General features: G+C 51.6%; 13 protein-coding genes. 5 read left to right on the top strand and 8 right to left on the bottom strand.

The features are described from left to right. Positions 1-87 precede the first annotated feature (87 nt). On the bottom strand, positions 88-2,307 hold the full coding sequence (locus tag GC56T2_RS07105) for a helix-turn-helix domain-containing protein (RefSeq protein WP_144974076.1): 2,220 nt from the start codon (positions 2,305-2,307) through the stop codon (positions 88-90). A gap of 87 nt (positions 2,308-2,394) precedes the next feature. After that, positions 2,395-4,395, bottom strand: a complete 2,001-nt coding sequence (locus GC56T2_RS07100) for an acetoacetate--CoA ligase (RefSeq protein WP_172706197.1) — start codon at positions 4,393-4,395, stop codon at positions 2,395-2,397. 236 nt (positions 4,396-4,631) lie between these two features. On the opposite strand from GC56T2_RS07100, the gene GC56T2_RS07095 reads away from it, so the two are divergent. Genes GC56T2_RS07095 through GC56T2_RS07085 form a run of 3 tightly spaced genes read left to right on the top strand, consistent with a single transcriptional unit; the run spans position 4,632 to position 6,976 of the window. Next, complete coding sequence (locus GC56T2_RS07095) at positions 4,632-4,886, top strand: FeoA family protein (protein ID WP_033022837.1); 255 nt, start codon at positions 4,632-4,634, stop codon at positions 4,884-4,886. After that, positions 4,879-5,613, top strand: coding sequence for a FeoB small GTPase domain-containing protein (locus GC56T2_RS07090; protein WP_144974072.1), 735 nt, complete (start codon positions 4,879-4,881; stop codon positions 5,611-5,613). The genes GC56T2_RS07095 and GC56T2_RS07090 overlap by 8 nt, the downstream gene beginning before the upstream one ends. Beyond that, positions 5,582-6,976, top strand: a complete 1,395-nt coding sequence (locus GC56T2_RS07085; protein ID WP_144974070.1) for a nucleoside recognition domain-containing protein — start codon at positions 5,582-5,584, stop codon at positions 6,974-6,976. The genes GC56T2_RS07090 and GC56T2_RS07085 overlap by 32 nt, the downstream gene beginning before the upstream one ends. 633 nt (positions 6,977-7,609) lie before the next feature. Here the strand turns inward: GC56T2_RS07085 and GC56T2_RS07080 are convergent. From GC56T2_RS07080 to GC56T2_RS07055, 6 genes are all read right to left on the bottom strand, one after another. Beyond that, the gene (locus tag GC56T2_RS07080) at positions 7,610-8,236 is read right to left on the bottom strand and encodes a histidine phosphatase family protein (RefSeq protein ID WP_144974068.1); all 627 of its coding nucleotides are present in this window, start codon (positions 8,234-8,236) and stop codon (positions 7,610-7,612) included. After that, positions 8,233-10,221: a putative bifunctional diguanylate cyclase/phosphodiesterase gene (locus GC56T2_RS07075; protein WP_144974066.1), complete on the bottom strand. Its 1,989-nt coding sequence runs from the start codon at positions 10,219-10,221 to the stop codon at positions 8,233-8,235. Before GC56T2_RS07075 ends, GC56T2_RS07080 begins: the two co-directional genes overlap by 4 nt. Positions 10,222-10,356: 135 nt before the next feature. Further along, a complete protein-coding gene (locus tag GC56T2_RS07070; protein ID WP_144977124.1) occupies positions 10,357-11,094 on the bottom strand; it encodes an IucA/IucC family C-terminal-domain containing protein in 738 nt (245 codons plus the stop codon). Further along, positions 11,094-11,906, bottom strand: coding sequence for an ABC transporter ATP-binding protein (locus GC56T2_RS07065; RefSeq protein WP_144974063.1), 813 nt, complete (start codon positions 11,904-11,906; stop codon positions 11,094-11,096). The genes GC56T2_RS07070 and GC56T2_RS07065 overlap by 1 nt, the downstream gene beginning before the upstream one ends. A gap of 14 nt (positions 11,907-11,920) precedes the next feature. Then, complete coding sequence (locus GC56T2_RS07060; RefSeq protein ID WP_144974061.1) at positions 11,921-12,976, bottom strand: FecCD family ABC transporter permease; 1,056 nt, start codon at positions 12,974-12,976, stop codon at positions 11,921-11,923. Further along, complete coding sequence (locus GC56T2_RS07055) at positions 12,973-13,974, bottom strand: FecCD family ABC transporter permease (protein WP_144974059.1); 1,002 nt, start codon at positions 13,972-13,974, stop codon at positions 12,973-12,975. The genes GC56T2_RS07060 and GC56T2_RS07055 overlap by 4 nt, the downstream gene beginning before the upstream one ends. A gap of 217 nt (positions 13,975-14,191) precedes the next feature. On the opposite strand from GC56T2_RS07055, the gene GC56T2_RS07050 reads away from it, so the two are divergent. After that, positions 14,192-15,160, top strand: coding sequence for an ABC transporter substrate-binding protein (locus GC56T2_RS07050; protein WP_370454535.1), 969 nt, complete (start codon positions 14,192-14,194; stop codon positions 15,158-15,160). Between the two features lie 172 nt (positions 15,161-15,332). Further along, positions 15,333-15,821, top strand: coding sequence for a PCYCGC motif-containing (lipo)protein (locus tag GC56T2_RS07045; RefSeq protein ID WP_144974057.1), 489 nt, complete (start codon positions 15,333-15,335; stop codon positions 15,819-15,821). Positions 15,822-16,102 lie beyond the last annotated feature (281 nt).

Below are 16,102 nucleotides of genomic sequence, written 5' to 3'. Positions count from 1 at the left end.
TTTTTCGAATTTTCTATATTGTCTTTGCTATTGATTATAAATTAAGGTAAATATAAAAAAATACCTGCATAATGCAGGAAAACGTACTTATCTTTTCAGTATTTTGGCGGAAGGCGGGCCATATAAATCGTACAACTTTAACGCCATCATCAAGTTGAATCGCTGCTCTGCCCCGCTCAAAGAGAAACCGAGCATTTCTTCAATCTTTTCGAGCCGGTATTGAAGGGTGCTGCGGTGAATATACAGCCTTTCGGCGGTTTCAGTCAAATGACCGTTGCAATCGAGAAAGACACGAATCGTTTGCAGCCAATCCACGTTTCGTTCCGCGGAATGCCGGATCAACGGGCCAAGATAGTTGTCGACAAACAGTTTTGCCGCCTCCAGCTCTTTTAAATGGTGCAATACCGTGTATGCCCCAAGCTCGTCAAAAAACGCCAAGCTTGTCCCTTGAAAACTATGGAGAATGACGTGCAACGCCTGAACCGCCTGCTGATAGCAAAAATAATAGTCACGGATCGATGCTGTCTTCCCTCCGATCCCCAAAAAAGCTCGGCATGACGCCCCCTCCTCTTTGATCCACTCGTTAATCCGTTGGTACCATTTTTCCCAGTATTTAATTGGAAATTTTCCTTCCTTGCGAGCTGGTACAATTAAAATATACCAATCCCCAATAACCCCGTATAACACGTTAGGATCCTCCATAGTAATTCGTGCTTTTAAACGATCCCATAATGTTGTTTTCTCAACATTCCTTTTAAACAGATCTACCTGCCCTTCCGGTTCGGAAAATTGAAAATGCAAGACGGCAATACGGTGCTCATCAAAAATATTCCATTGAAATACATTGGCATACTGGATAATGCTCTCTTCCTCCTCGATTTCTGCAGCCAACAATTTATTTAAAAAACTATCTTTTAGTTGCTCCCTTGTATCAAAAACGAGCTTTTGTTTCATAAACTGGATAGAAAAAATATTAAGAGCTAGTTCAACACTCAAGCGAAAAAAATCATCAATCTCTTGTGGATGTACGCCAATAGCTAAATAACCCACCACATCCCTTCCCCTGTTAATTGGCCAAACTGTCACCGGAACGTCCGGTAAGCCATCGAGCAAAGTATATCCTTCCATTCGGCTTTGTCCGACCGCTTGTTGTAATGCTTTCTTGGCAATGTCCTGCAATTGTTGCTCATTTAAAGTCCCTAACTCATAAGCGATTGGTCGCATAAAACGATCAAATACCATAACTGCTTTGGCAAACATTTGACTAAGTGTCTTCGTAATGCCTTGAAAGTTTTCGTGTTGAATCGTTTCTTTCATCAACTTTTGTTGATATTGAAGGAGAAGATGAAGACGATAGGTATGATCCCGTTCCTGACGATATAATCGGAGGTTTTCGAGCGTAACCGCAACATAGTTGGCTAACATATCCAAAATTTCTAAATCTTCTTTTGTGAATTTTCCTTCCTGTTTCCGCTCAACATGCAACACACCAATTGTTTTGAAGTTAACAACGAGCGGCACTGTTAGCTCATCTCCACCTGGTCTCTCTAAAAAGCGAAAATAATCACTGACCCGGTAATTATTTTTCATCATTACTTGTTTCGGACTAGCTATATTTCCATATAAAGGAGGATGAACAACGAAACTATTGTCCTCCTCCCGGTATAAATACATGCAGGCACCATCCGCATTTGTTCCCTTGCCTGCTCGCTCGACAATTTTTTCAACAAACTGCTCAAGAGGTGAGTCGAGCGAAAAGTGTTGAGCAATCCACTCAAGGTCGATCATTTTTCGTCGTTGCACTTCCTTGTTCCGAGCCACTGTCACAGCAAGGGCAACATCTTCTCCAAAGTGATCAAACAATTGCTTAGCCTCTGCGAGTAGTGAAACGTGACGTTGAAACCCGATCATACAAATTCCGTATTCGTTTTCTTCATCTTTAATTGGAACGCTGAACCACGTTTTTATCCTATTTTTTTTCAACAAGCCAATCAATGGACACGCGCACTCGTCATTCACTTCTTGAAACGTTGTACTCCCTTTAAACAACCGGGGCAAACAGTTAGCCATTGCAATCGGCGAGTGTGGAATTCCATATTGAAAATCACCTTGATATAATGTTGGAATGACGTGATCCCCTTCCTTTAGCACAATGGCGATCAGATCGCACTCCAGTTCCTCACGAAAAGCGTTCACCAAGTATTGCAAAGCCTCCTTTTCGGTATCAAACTTTACTAATTTCCGTGCTGTCGTCCGTAAATGGTTTTCAATTTTTTTCATCAGCCTCTGTCGCTTGCTTTCATTCATAATACCAGCTCCCTTTGTTTATAGCCTTGTAGTAAGCATAAAGGTTGTTATTAAGCATCCCTGCTCAATAACAACCTTTCTCGCGCTTTACGAAAAATGCCCACTCATGTTCCATTTCTCCGCCAATTGTTTCGCCAGCTCGAGGAAAACGTCGAGCGCCTCTGGATTGGCCATCGAGCCCGGGTTGACCGCTTTTTCAAGCGGGAAGCCTAAGAGCAGCTTGCGGATCGGAATTTCCATCTTCTTTCCATTTAGCGTTTTTGGAATTTGCTTTACTTCGTAAATTTCGTCTGGAACAAAGCGCGGCGAGACGTGTTGCCGAATCGACTGGCGGATGCGGTCTTTCAGCTCATCATCGAGCGCCACGCCTGGCTTCAGGACGACAAACAGCGGCATAAACGACTGCTTGCCCATCATTTCTAAATCGACCACCAAGCTCTCCAGCACCCCGTCGACCGCTTCGACGGCGCGATAAATTTCGCTCGTGCCCATGCGGACGCCGGCGCGGTTGATCGTTGAGTCGGAGCGGCCGTAAATGACGCAGCCGCCTTGTTCATCAATCTTAATCCAATCGCCGTGCTTCCAGACGCCTGGATACGTGTCAAAATAGCTGTTCCGGTACCGCTCGCCGTCCGGGTCGTTCCAGAAAAAGAGCGGCATCGACGGCATTGGTTTTGTAATCACAAGTTCACCGACTTCATTCACAAGCGGCTGGCCGTTTTCGTCAAACGCCTGCACATCGGCGCCCAACGCGCGGCACGAGAGGACGCCGGCGCGCACCGGCAAAATCGGTGAACCGACGACAAACGCGGTGCACACATCCGTTCCGCCGCTGCATGATGCCAGGCAAATGTCATCCTTGACGTTTTCATACACCCAGGCGAACCCTTCGACCGTCAGCGGCGATCCGGTCGAAAGCACAGCCTCAAGCTTCGATAAGTCATAGCGCTCGTTCGGTTTGAGGCCGAGCTTCATGCAGACGTTAATAAACGCCGCGCTTGTGCCGAAATGGGTGATGCCTGCCTTCTCGGCGAACTCCCATAAAACGTTGCCGTCCGGATACGTCGGGCTGCCGTCATAGAGCACAATGGTCGATCCAGCCAGCAGGCCGCCGATGAGAAAGTTCCACATCATCCATCCGGTCGTCGTAAACCAGAAAAACGTGCTGTCTTTCGTCAAGTTCTCGGAAATGGTCAACGCTTTCAAATGTTCAAGCAAAATGCCGCCATGTCCTTGGACGATCGGCTTTGGCAAACCGGTCGTTCCCGAAGAGTACAAAATCCAAAGCGGATGGTCAAACGGGACGTCTTCAAAGACGAGCTCTCCCTTATTCGCCACGAGATCATCCCATAGCACGACACCCTCATCCGGGGCCTCCATCTGCCCGCGCCAATACGGAAGCAGCACCGTTTTTTTCAATGATGGCAGCTTGGCGCGCAGTTCGGATACGACCGGCATTTTGTCAAACTCTTTGCCGTTGTATTGGCAGCCGTCGACGGCAAACAAAACCGTCGGCTCGATTTGCGCAAACCGGTCGATGACGCTGCCGGCGCCAAAGTCCGGCGAGCAGCTTGACCAAATGGCGCCGAGCGACGCGCACGCCAAAAACGCCATCACCGTCTCGGGGATATTCGGCATATACGCCACCACGCGATCGCCGCGCTTTACCCCCATCGCTCGCAATGCTTTGGCGATCGCCGCCGTTGTTTCGCTCAGCTCCTGCCATGACACTTCCCGATACGGCACGCGCTCCGAGCGGAAAATGATGGCCGGACGGTCGGCGCGCGCATGCCGGAACATATGCTTCGCATAGTTGAGCGTCGCGCCCGGAAACCACTCCGCCCCCGGCATCTTCCGCTCGCGCAGCACGCATTCATACGGCGTCGCCGCTTGCACACCGCCATACTCCCAAACCGTTTCCCAAAATTCTTCAAGACGCTCAACTGACCATGTCCATAGCTCGCGATACGAGTTACATGACACCCCCTTTTTCTCTTTCAGCCAGTCCATATACCGCCGAATATTTGACCGTTGGATTTGTTCTTCTGTCGGTTTCCAAAGGATCGTCCCTTCCGTAATCGCTTTCATTGGATGGCGCGTCAATGGACGCCGTCACCGCCTTTCTGTCGATAGTTGATTCAAACTATTTATATGATAGCATTCTTTCAAACTATTTTGAATAGACGTTTCTCCGCCCATTTTGTCGGAAAAGAGCGGAACAAACGGATTGACAAAAAAGCCAAACTGGAATATGATAAACACAAAAGTTGGTCTAGGTAAAAAAAATGTCCTTTGACTAAAATATTAACAGGAGGGAAACTTTTATGGCCGAACGAAACGATTGTCCCCTTTCCCGTATGAAGCAGGGAGATCGGTTTCGCATTGCGAACATCGCCATTCCTGACCCTGTGCTGAGAAGAAGATTGCTTGACTTAGGCTTTGTGCCCGGTGGGGAAATAGAAGTCGGCCAAAAAAGTCCGCTCGGCGATCCGACTGCTTACCGCGTACGAGGAACAACGATTGCATTAAGAAAAGAAGAAAGCAATTATATTTACGGGGAGAGAATCAACAATGACTAGAATGAACTATACAATTGCTTTAATGGGAAATCCGAATACGGGAAAAAGCACGTTGTTCAATGTTTTGACAGGCCTGCGCCAACATACTGGAAACTGGCCGGGAAAAACCGTCATTCGTGCAGAAGGAGAATTCACCCACCGCGGTGCCACATACCGAATTGTTGACTTGCCAGGGACATACTCGCTTTATTCCAACTCCGCTGATGAAGAAGTGGCGCGCGACTTTCTATTGTTTGAACGGCCGGATCTTACCATCGTCGTCGTTGATGCAACGGCATTGGAGCGCAATTTGAATTTGGCGCTGCAAGTATTGGAAATCACCGACCGCGTCATCGTTGCCGTCAATTTGATGGACGAAGCGAACAAGAAAGGCATTCTCATCAACAGCAAAAAATTGGAAAACAAACTCGGCGTACCGGTTGTACCGATATCCGCCCGCAATAAAGAGGGAATCGACACGTTAGTGGACACCGTTGACGCGATGGTACGCGGCCGCATCAAGACGAATCCGCTTTCGATCCGATATAGCTCGGACATTGAACAAGGCATCGCCCGGCTTATTCCACGCATTCGCGAAACGGTCGGCGATGCGTATCCGGCGCGCTGGATTGCGCTTCGGCTGCTTGACGGCGATACATCGCTCTTGGCTGCGTTAAAACAGCCGCCGCAACGGGACACAAAGGAGGAGGGCGCTTATGCTTGCTGCGGATCGGTCAAATCGATTTGATCGTTTGCTAGAAGAAGCCCAAACGCTGGCGCCAGCTGACACGCGCGAACAGATCGTCACCGCCATCTTTCAAACATCGGCTGCGCTTTGCCGAGAATGTGTCACTCATACACATAGCGTGAAACGGGATCGAACGGAACAAATTGACCGGATCGTCACATCGAAGCGGTGGGGATTTCCGATTATGCTGGCGTTGCTCGCCGCTGTCCTGTACGTGACCATTGCCGGCGCCAACGTATTTTCCGATTCGCTCGCCCGTTTGTTCGGGACGATCGAAACGTATCTCACCATGGCCTTTCAAGCGATTCATGCCCCCGACTGGCTGCACGGGCTTATTGTACTTGGCCTATACCGTGGTACCGCCGCGGTCGTCAGCGTGATGCTGCCGCCAATGGCCATTTTCTTTCCGCTGTTTGCGCTTCTTGAAAACTATGGCTATTTGCCACGCGTCGCCTTTAACATGGATCGATTGTTTAAAAAAGCAGGCGCGCACGGCAAACAATCGCTGACGATGGCCATGGGCTTCGGCTGCAACGCCGCCGCCATTATGTCGACGCGCATTATCGAATCGCCGCGCGAGCGGATGTTGGCCATTTTGACCAACAACTTCGTCCCGTGCAACGGGCGTTGGCCAACGCTGATTTTGCTTTCTTCGCTATTTATGGCAGCTGGTTATACAGGGGGCTGGAACACGCTCGTCACTGCCGCAGTGGTCGTCGCCATGGTGCTGTTTGGCATCATCGTCACGCTGACAGTTTCATGGATTTTGTCTAAGACAGCTTTGCGCGGGATTCCGACCCATTACACGCTAGAGCTGCCGCCATACCGGCGCCCGAAAATCATGGAAACGATCATCCGGGCCACCCTTGACAAATCGCTCTACGTGCTAAAGCGAGCAGTGACGGTGGCAGCGCCAGCCGCCATTCTTACGTGGGTGCTCGGCAACGTTCATGTGGGAGATACGACCGTGCTGGCGTATTTAGCCGACGGGCTTGACCCATTTGCCAAAGCGTTGGGATTGGATGGCTACATTTTGCTGGCGTTCATTTTAGGCTTGCCAGCCAATGAAATCGTCTTTCCCATTTTATTGATGGGGTATTTATCCGCGGGAGCGCTCACCGAAGTCGACGGGCTATCGTCATTGAAACAAATTTTGCTCGACCACGGCTGGACTTGGCTCACCGCCCTCAATATGATGCTGTTTTCCCTGCTTCACTACCCGTGCGGCACGACGCTCGTCAACATTTACAAAGAAACGAAAAGCGTGAAATGGACGTTCGTCGCCTTTGCCTTGCCGACAGTGATTGCCATTATGGTCACCTTTACGACCGCGCAGTTGGCAAGATGGCTCGGGCTCGTTTAACACTCGAGGCTGTCTCGACAGGTCGGTTTAACAACCTGTCAAGACAGCCTCTTTTATCCGCTATATGTACACGGCAACTTCATGTTGTGTCTGTATTGCAGACCGACGACCTTTTAGAAGATCGATGAAAAACCGTGAATCCCCTTCATCAATGAGGGAGCGCGTGAAAAGGAGGACCGATGCAACAAGGTTTTTAGATGGCAATGCCGGATCCATGAATCAATCACCGGACTCTTAGAAGGTCGGTGAAAAAACCACTGTTTGCCTGATCGATGATGGAACGCGTGAACATCGAGGCTGACGCAGCAAGTTTTTTCTACTTGAGAACCGATTCCGAGAAGGCTCTTCACCAAAAGTTGTACTTGATTTTTCCAGCACACATCTTACTTATGCATCCACGAAAGAACAGGAAACCAATCATGTTTTGCTTACACCTGTTCAGAGAAGTGCAACGTCTGTCAAGTACACGTTGTGGTGATGAACCTCCGAGAAGCGGTTGTGTTAATCACCAGCTTCTTGGGCCCCTCTCTTTCGCATACGCACCGGCTTCTCATGTCACGCGACCCGTTGTCCCTATCTTGAGGACAGACCTTGTACGTCAGCCTTCGTTTATTGGCCGAAATCAACTCGTGTCTATACTTCTTTTACATTCTCCACATGAGAGGCATCTCCCTCTACGATTACGCGAAACCCGTTTTCATCCGCTTCGACGATCGTCACGCTTGTCCCGTACATATACGGCGGCGCCCAAAGCTGGTCAAGCGGCGCGCCTTTAAATGCCGCTATGAGGGTTTTCAGCACGACGCCGTGGGTGACGATCAAGACGGTCTCCCCCTCGTGCCGCCCGACGATGCGCCGTACCGCTTCCAGCGCCCGCTGTTGCACATCGAAAAACCGCTCCCCGCGCTGTGGCGCGTACAGATGCGGTCCGTTCCAAAAATGGTCGAACGCAACCGGATCCATTTGCCGGATTTCATCATGCGTCTTTCCTTCCCAATCGCCAAGATGAATCTCGCACAGCTGCTCGTCTTGATAAATCGGAATAAGCCGCGCGCCGCGAACCAACTCGGCCGTCTCAAGCGCCCGACCGCTCGTGCTTGTATAAATGGCGGCCAACTCGATCGCTTCGAGCCGTTTTCCAAGCCGCATGGCGTCTTGCCGCCCCTTTTCCGTGAGCGGCGAGTCTTGCCTTCCTTGCATCCGCTTTTCGACATTCCACTTCGTTTCCCCATGTCTTGTCAAATACAAGGTTGTCCTCATGTCTCCTCTCCCTTTCGATGGCTAAAAGCGGCCGAGCGGTTGTATTCCTCAAGCCATTGCTGCAGCTTTTCCGCTTCAAGCGAACGGCTGAAATAAAACCCTTGGGCGTAATCGCAATCCATTTGTGAAAGAAGGGCCACCTGCGATTCGGTCTCCACCCCTTCGGCCAGCACTTCAATATCCAAGCTTTTCGCCAAGTGGATGATAGTATCAACGATCGTAGCGTCCTTCGAATTTTCGGCAATTCCTTGAATGAAGCTGCGGTCAATTTTGAGCAGCGACACCGGCAAATTGCGAATATACGCGAGCGAGGAAAAGCCGGTGCCAAAATCGTCGATCGCCGCCTGCACGCCAAGCTGCTGCAATTCGGTTAAAATGTGCCTTCCTGTCTCAATGTTTTCCATCAGCCCGCTTTCGGTCACCTCTAGAATCAAGCGATCGGGCGCCAGTTCCGTCTCCCGCAAAATGCGCTTCACATGTTCGACAAGTTCGGGACGGTTGAGCAAAAACGGCGACAAATTCACCGCTAACTTCAGCCCGGGAAATTTCCTTTCCCATTCTTTCACTTGGCAGCACGCCCGCTCTAACACCCAAAGCGTAATTTCAAAAATAAATCCGCTCTCTTCGGCCAACGGGATGAAATCGAGCGGCGGAATCTCACCGAGCGTCGGATGGCGCCAGCGCAACAGCGCCTCAATTCCCATCGCTCGCCCTTGGGTCAACCGCACTTTCGGCTGATAGCACAAATAAAACTGCCCGCGCATAATGGCAAACGGCAAATCCTGCTCGATCACGATGCGCCGATGCTCGACCGGGCGATAAAACGCATAACCGTTCCGTCCCCGCTCCTTCACCTCATACAACGCCTGATCGGCATATTTCATCACCTGCTCGATCCGGTCGCTGTCTTTTGGGAAAAAGGCGATGCCGATCGATAACGTCGATTGAATGAGCTGTTTTTCATAATAAAACGGCTCATGGAACGAGCTGACCAACCGTTCCGCCAAAGCGATCATTTCCGTTTTCGTTACATTCGGCAGCAGCAACACGAACTCATCGCCGCCGATGCGGGCGAAAAAGTCATCATGGCGCAGCTCCCGGCTGACGCGTTTCACCGCTTCGCGCAAAAAATAGTCGCCAGCTTGGTGAGAAAAATGATCGTTGATCCATTTAAATTTATCAAAATCTAAATAACAGAGGGCAAATGGCGTGCCGCTCGCTATCAGCTCACCGATCTGCCGTTCGAAATAGATGCGGTTGGCGATGCCGGTGAGCGAATCAAAGTAAGCAAGTTGGCGCAGCTTTTCTTCATACTGCTTCCGCTCACTGATGTTTTTTACCGTGACGATGACGCAATCGAGCTTTCCGGCCTCATCAATGATCGCTTTCCCGCTAGCTTCCATCCAAATCCATTCGCCATGTTCGTCCCGCTTACGAAATTCCGCTGTTTGCGTCTCATATGTATCATACAAATTCGCCAATTTTTGTGTGATCACCGGCGCGTCGTCAGGGTGGACAAACGCCAACATATCATCATACGACGCTGGCTGCCAGTTCATTTTTCCCTTCCATGATGGCGGAATGTACGACAGCTGACGGTCACGTGAAAAAATGAAAACATAATCGTTTGAATGTTCGACGATCAGCTGCAAACGCCGCTCCGCCTCAGCGAGCCGCGCCCGCAGCTCCTCCGCTTGGGCTTGACGGCGCAACACGCACAATATAGCGGCCGCTTGGCCGCGCTCATCAATGATCGGCGACAACCCGGCAACGAAGGCGCCGCCGGACAGTTCCACTTGAAAAGCGGCTAGCTGTTCTTTCATCCGCTTGGCTAGCCCCCGCCCCGCAGCCATCAGCGCCTTTTCCGCTTCTTCGCTCAGCGCTAACCCGGCAAAGGCAGGGTTTCGATAAATCATGGTACCTTGCCCATTCAAGATGGCAACTGCTTCATTGAAGTGATGGAAAAAGGCTGTATACTTGTCCATGCAATGGTTACCTCGCCATTGATCGAAATATACCGTTATCCTCACTTCCATTTTCACGAAAACATCGGCAAAAATCAACAAATTTCGCAAAAAACCAGCGCCAAAATAAGAAACCGCCCACCGGCGGCTGACCGATCACCCAATTTGCCGCTGGCGGGCGCGAAGCGGGCACGTTTGACAACACGTTCCCCCCGTTGTATGCACGTATAAGCAGCACGTCGTTCGCTGCATGCCGCTCGCCCCTTTAAAAAAGCGGCGGAGCGGGTTGTCTTTTTGGCCAAACAGACGGCCATCAGCTTCATGAACGAGAAAACGAAAATCGTCCCGCAGCCGATCGGCGACGAGCGCAAGCGATTCATCCTCCAGCCAACGTTCATATACCCAATACACGTAAATGGCGACATTTTCCCACAAGACGAGCGGGGAGATGCGCGTCAGACGGCGCAACTGAGCAATGAGCGGCGCGAACAGCCCGGCGAACACGTCGCGAACGGCTTGCTCGCGCCAGCGGCTTCGTTCGCTGCCGCACATCTCCGCTTCTGCCGGCTCAAGGCGAAAACGCGGCATCCACATTTCCCCTTCGCCATCCGTATCAAGCCAAATGCGCTCAGGCTCAAGCAAAAGCCGCTTGTTCCATGCCGACATGGCGTATAACGCCATCGGCGCTAAAAAGCTGAGGCGCTTGACCAGCATCGACGCCGCCACAGCGTCATTCGCCGCCCCCATCTCATCACGCACGTGGGCGACATAGCTCGCAAGCTGTTCGGCGTCTTCCAGCAGCCGGGAAAACCGCATCGACGCCGAAGCATCGGGCTGCTTGCTTGAAAAACGATACGTTTCTAACGCTCTCATTTCGTCTTCGCACAGTCTCATCATGATACGCCTTCTTTCTGTAAAATGCATCGCCCTTTTCCGTACGGAATGCAAAGCGGCGTGCCAAAGAGCGGATCGTACGTAATTTGGCAATCCAACTGAAACACATCGTTTATGAGCTGGCGGGAAATGACGTCTTCTGGCTTCCCTTCGGCATACACTGCCTTGTCGCGAATGGCAACGAGATGATGTGCATAACGGCAGGCCAAATTTACGTCATGAAGCACCATCACGATCGTCCGCCGTTCCTTTTCATTCAGCTCAAACAATAAATCTAAAATGTCAATTTGATGGGCCAAATCAAGATAGGTCGTCGGTTCATCAAGCAAGAGAATTTCCGTCTCTTGCGCCAGCGTCATGGCAATCCATGCGCGCTGGCGCTGTCCGCCGGAAAGCGAATCAACCGGCCGCTCGGCGAGCTCTGTCAGCCCGGTCGCCGCCAAAGCGCGCGCAACGGCACGCTCATCTTCCTCACTCCATTGTTTGAACCACGTTTGGTATGGGTACCGCCCTTGCTTGACGAGCTGCAGCACGGTCAACCCTTCTGGAGCGACAGGCGACTGCGGCAAAATGGCCAAGCGACGGGCGATTTCCTTAGTTGGCTGTTTGGCGATCTCCTTTCCATCGAGCAAAACCGCGCCGCCTGCCGGCTTCAACAGCCGGGCCAAGGCGCGCAGCAACGTCGACTTGCCGCAGCCGTTCGCCCCAATAAACACGGTCATTTTCCCCTTCGGAATCGTCAAATGTAAGCGGTCGATCACGAGCGCGTCCCCGTAAGATAATGTTAACTCCTTCGCCTGCAGCACGTGCATGCTTTCCCCCTCCTTCATTGATGCTTTCCGACTCTGTACAATAAATAAATGAAATACGGCGCGCCAAGGGCGGCAGTAAACACGCCCGCTGGAATTTCCGTCGGCGCCAACAGCATTCGTCCGGCGAGATCCGCTCCCATGACGAGCACACCGCCTAACAGCGCCGCCGCTGGAAGCAGCGCACCAAACGCTGAACCGACAAGGCGACGCGCCATATGCGGCGCCATCAGCCCAACAAAGCCGATGCCGCCGGCGAAGGCGACCGCTCCCCCAGTGAGCGCGGTGCTCAGCAGCACCAGCCCGAGCCGTTGCCGTTCAACCGCGCCGCCAAGCCCAAGCGCCAACTCGTCGCCTAATTCTTGCACGTTGACGTGCCGAGCGGCGAGCATAGCAATAAGAAGCAACCCGATGACCGATGGAGCCATGAACGAGACGTGCTGCCAAGAAGCACCATACACGCTGCCCGTAATCCACACGTTCGCCTGGCTTGCCCGGTAAATCGGCCCGACGATCATCAGCAGCGTTGTCAACGCCTGCATCAGCGCGGAAATGCCAATGCCGACAAGCACGAGCCGAAGCGGGGCGAGACCGTTTTTCCACGCCAGCGTATACACGAGCCAAGCGGCGGCCGCAGCGCCGAGAAAAGCCGCGAGCGGCAGCCAGTGGATGCTGACGGTGAGGGAGTTGTTTTCATCGCTAAACAGCGCCAAAAAACCGACGACCGCGGCGGCCGCCCCGCCGGTGATGCCGAGCACATCCGGCGACGCGAGCGGATTGCGCACCATCCCTTGCAAAATCGCACCCGCGGCCGCAAGCGCCATTCCGGCCAGCCAAGCCACCAACACGCGCGGCAGGCGGAACGTCAAAATGACCGTCCGATGAATTTCCTCACCATAGCCAAGCAGCGCAGCGGCGGCGGCAAACGGCGAAATGCGCATCTCCCCGCTGCCAATGCTGACGAGAAAAAGCAGAACCGCGACCAATCCGAGCGCGGCGATCACGACGGCCGCTTTTTTATCGTAGAAAAACGATACATAGCTTCCCATCCGGACAGTGACGTATTTTTTCATTTTGCAGTGATCCCCCTGCGGGCAATGTAGACGAAAAACGGAACGCCGATCAAGGCGGTGACGATGCCGACTGGCACTTCGCGCGGCATGAGCACGTAGCGCGCCCCGATATCGGCAGCCAGAAGCAAAATTCCGCCAAGCAAGGCGCAGTACGGAAGCAGCCAGCGGTGGTCTATGCCGGCCAGCGCCCGTGCCATATGCGGCACCATCATGCCGATAAAGCCAATCGGGCCAGCGACAGCGACCGAGCCGCCGGCGAGCAGCACGACTAACAGGGCGGCGACCGCCTTGATCATAGTCGTCCGCTGCCCAAGTCCTTTCGCTACATCATCCCCCATCATCAAAATGTTGACATGGCGCGCCAGCAGCATGGCTCCGAGCCAGGCGGCGGCCAAATACGGGAAAACGGCAGCCAACAGCTCGAGCTTCCTGCCGGCGACCGACCCGGCCAGCCAAAAGAGCACTTCTTCAAGCGCCTTTTCGTTCATCGCCAACATCCCTTGCGTCAGCGAGGCAAATAACGCAGCGACGGCTGTGCCGGCAAGCGTCATCTTCAGCGGGGTCAGCCCGTCTTTCCCGGCGGCACTGATCACAAACACGATCGCCGCTGCGGCCGCCGCCCCCACAAACGCGACCCATGCCAACATTTGTAAGGAAGAAACGGAAAAGAACGTGACCATCACCACAATGAAAAAGCCAGCCCCGGCATTAATACCGAAAATGCCCGGCGAAGCAAGCGGATTGCGCGTCAGCGCTTGCATAAGCGCCCCGGCCATCGCTAGGCTCGCGCCGACCGCTGCGGCAATGAGCGCCCGCGGCAGCCGCACCGTCGCCACCACTAAATGGGCGTTTGAACCGTTGTTGTCGATCAAAGCGGCCATCGCCTCCCGCCAGTTCGTATCGGTATACCCGTACACCACGCTCATCCACATGGCGGTAAGAAGCAAGATCGACAGCCCAATGAGGCCCAGCGTTTTTTGGCGGTTCGTTGCGAACATAGTGTGAAATCTCCCTTAGTATTTCATTTAATAATGATATCTATCGTTAAGTCTATTTGATAATGACTCTCATCGTCAATATTTTTTGCCATCTTTTTATGATTTTCTCATCATTTTTTTATTTTTTTGTTGACAATGATTATCACTGTTATTTATGATAGTGACGTGAATGAAACTCATTATCACTTTTGTGAAATGGAAAAGGGGGATTTGCACCGTGAATGTGAAACAAACCCATCTTCTTTTCACCTTCCTCCTTTCTCTCCTTCTTCTCGCCGGCTGCGGTGGGAAACAGGAAGAAACGGCCAAACCGAAGGGCAGCAATCAATCGAAAGAAGCAAGCTACACCGTCGAACACGCCATGGACACAACCGAAATCAAAGGCACGCCCAAACGGGTCGTTGTATTGACAAACGAAGGAACAGAAGCCCTGCTTGCGCTAGGTGTGAAACCGGTCGGCGCCGTCAAATCGTGGACGGGCGATCCGTGGTATGACCACATTAAAGACAAAATGGACGGCGTCAAAGAGCTCGGGTTGGAATCGGAGCCGAACGTTGAAGCGATCGCTGCTTTAAAACCGGACTTGATCATCGGCAACAAAATGCGCCATGAAAAAATTTATGAACAGTTGAAACAAATCGCTCCAACCGTTTTCGCTGAAACGCTGCGTGGCAACTGGAAAGACAACTTTATGCTCTATGCGAAAGCGGTGAATCAAGAAGAGAAAGGAAAACAAGTCATTGCCGAATACGATCAGCGCATTGAAGACTTAAAAGCGAAACTCGGCGACAAGCTGAAAATGAAAGTGTCGGTCGTCCGCTTCATGGCTGGTGACGTCCGCATCTACCATAAAGACTCGTTCTCCGGCGTCATTTTGGACCAGCTCGGCTTCGCCCGTCCGGAATCGCAAAACGTCAACGACTTCGCGGAAACCGGCGTGACGAAGGAACGCATCCCGGCCATGGACGGCGACATCCTGTTCTACTTTACGTATGAAACAGGCGACGGCAAAGCAAGCGAAATCGAAAAAGAATGGATTAACGATCCGCTCTTTCAAAACTTAAACGTCGCGAAACAAGGCAAGGTGTACAAAGTGAGCGACACGATTTGGAACACAGCTGGCGGTGTGCTCGCTGCTCATCTGATGCTGGACGATATCGAGAAATATTTCTTGCAGGAACAATAATCTTACGTAAAGGCTGTGCGAAAGATGGCATACCGAATCTTCTGCACAGCCTTTGTCTTTGTGATCTTTTTCCGTTTCCACTCCCCTACCCAAAAAAGCAAGTCCATTGCCGTTTAACGCAAATTGTGATACATTCAAACTATGAAATGAACGAAAGAAAGGGAGAAGACGATTGAACCATCCAGCACGGATCGCAGCATGCCTGTTGTCGTTCAGCATTTTTTTGTCAGGCTGCACTGGTGGAAACAACCAAGAACAACACCACTCGCATATGACGAAAACCGCCACTGGCGATATTCGCGAGACAACGAAATCGATCGAGCATTTGCCAAGCTTTTTAGGCGCATTCGAAGAGGAAATGGCTGTGTTGTACCAACAGGCCGCGGAACACCGCGAACTGCTTGAAAACATCCCATGCTATTGCGGCTGCGGACAATCGGCCGGCCATAAAAACAACTATGACTGCTTTGTCTATGAAAATAAAAAAGACGGATCGATTGTCTGGGATGATCATGCAACCAAATGCGGCGTCTGTCTCGACATCGCTGCCGAATCGATCGCCGCTTACGATCAAGGGAAATCGATCAACGATATCCGGCATATGATCGACGAAAAATACAAAGAAGGCTACGCCGAACCGACACCGACAAAACCGCTTTAATCCTAATGAAAAAAGCGCCGAACTGGGCGCTTTTTTCCGTTGTTTTTGTTCCGTTGAGCGTTCTCATCCATATGGCGGTAAGAAGCAAAATAAACAGCCCAATGAGCCCCAGCGCTTTTTGACGGTTCGTTGCAAACAGAACATATTCTTTCATTTGCCTGTTGGCCAAGAAGGCTCGTGAAAAAACGGCTGAGCCCCTTCATCAATGGAAGAATGAGCGGAAAGCAGGATCGATAAAACAATGTTTTTAGAAATAAAATGCTAAGGATATATCCACGATT

The sequence above is a fragment of the Geobacillus sp. C56-T2 genome (assembly GCF_007829715.1).
Taxonomy (GTDB): Bacteria; Bacillota; Bacilli; order Bacillales; family Anoxybacillaceae; genus Geobacillus; species Geobacillus icigianus.
Note: the sequence above shows the minus strand (reverse complement) of the source record. Positions and strands in the feature narration are given on the sequence as shown.

Bases quoted from the DNA above. Each gene is read 5' to 3' on its own strand.
- GC56T2_RS07105 (WP_144974076.1), bottom strand. From the start codon at position 2,307: ATGAATGAAAGCAAGCGACAGAGGCTGATGAAAAAAATTGAAAACCAT.
- GC56T2_RS07100 (WP_172706197.1), bottom strand. From the start codon at position 4,395: ATGAAAGCGATTACGGAAGGGACGATCCTTTGGAAACCGACAGAAGAA.
- GC56T2_RS07095 (WP_033022837.1), top strand. From the start codon at position 4,632: ATGGCCGAACGAAACGATTGTCCCCTTTCCCGTATGAAGCAGGGAGAT.
- GC56T2_RS07090 (WP_144974072.1), top strand. From the start codon at position 4,879: ATGACTAGAATGAACTATACAATTGCTTTAATGGGAAATCCGAATACG.
- GC56T2_RS07085 (WP_144974070.1), top strand. From the start codon at position 5,582: ATGCTTGCTGCGGATCGGTCAAATCGATTTGATCGTTTGCTAGAAGAA.
- GC56T2_RS07080 (WP_144974068.1), bottom strand. From the start codon at position 8,236: ATGAGGACAACCTTGTATTTGACAAGACATGGGGAAACGAAGTGGAAT.
- GC56T2_RS07075 (WP_144974066.1), bottom strand. From the start codon at position 10,221: ATGGACAAGTATACAGCCTTTTTCCATCACTTCAATGAAGCAGTTGCC.
- GC56T2_RS07070 (WP_144977124.1), bottom strand. From the start codon at position 11,094: ATGAGACTGTGCGAAGACGAAATGAGAGCGTTAGAAACGTATCGTTTT.
- GC56T2_RS07065 (WP_144974063.1), bottom strand. From the start codon at position 11,906: ATGCACGTGCTGCAGGCGAAGGAGTTAACATTATCTTACGGGGACGCG.
- GC56T2_RS07060 (WP_144974061.1), bottom strand. From the start codon at position 12,976: ATGAAAAAATACGTCACTGTCCGGATGGGAAGCTATGTATCGTTTTTC.
- GC56T2_RS07055 (WP_144974059.1), bottom strand. From the start codon at position 13,974: ATGTTCGCAACGAACCGCCAAAAAACGCTGGGCCTCATTGGGCTGTCG.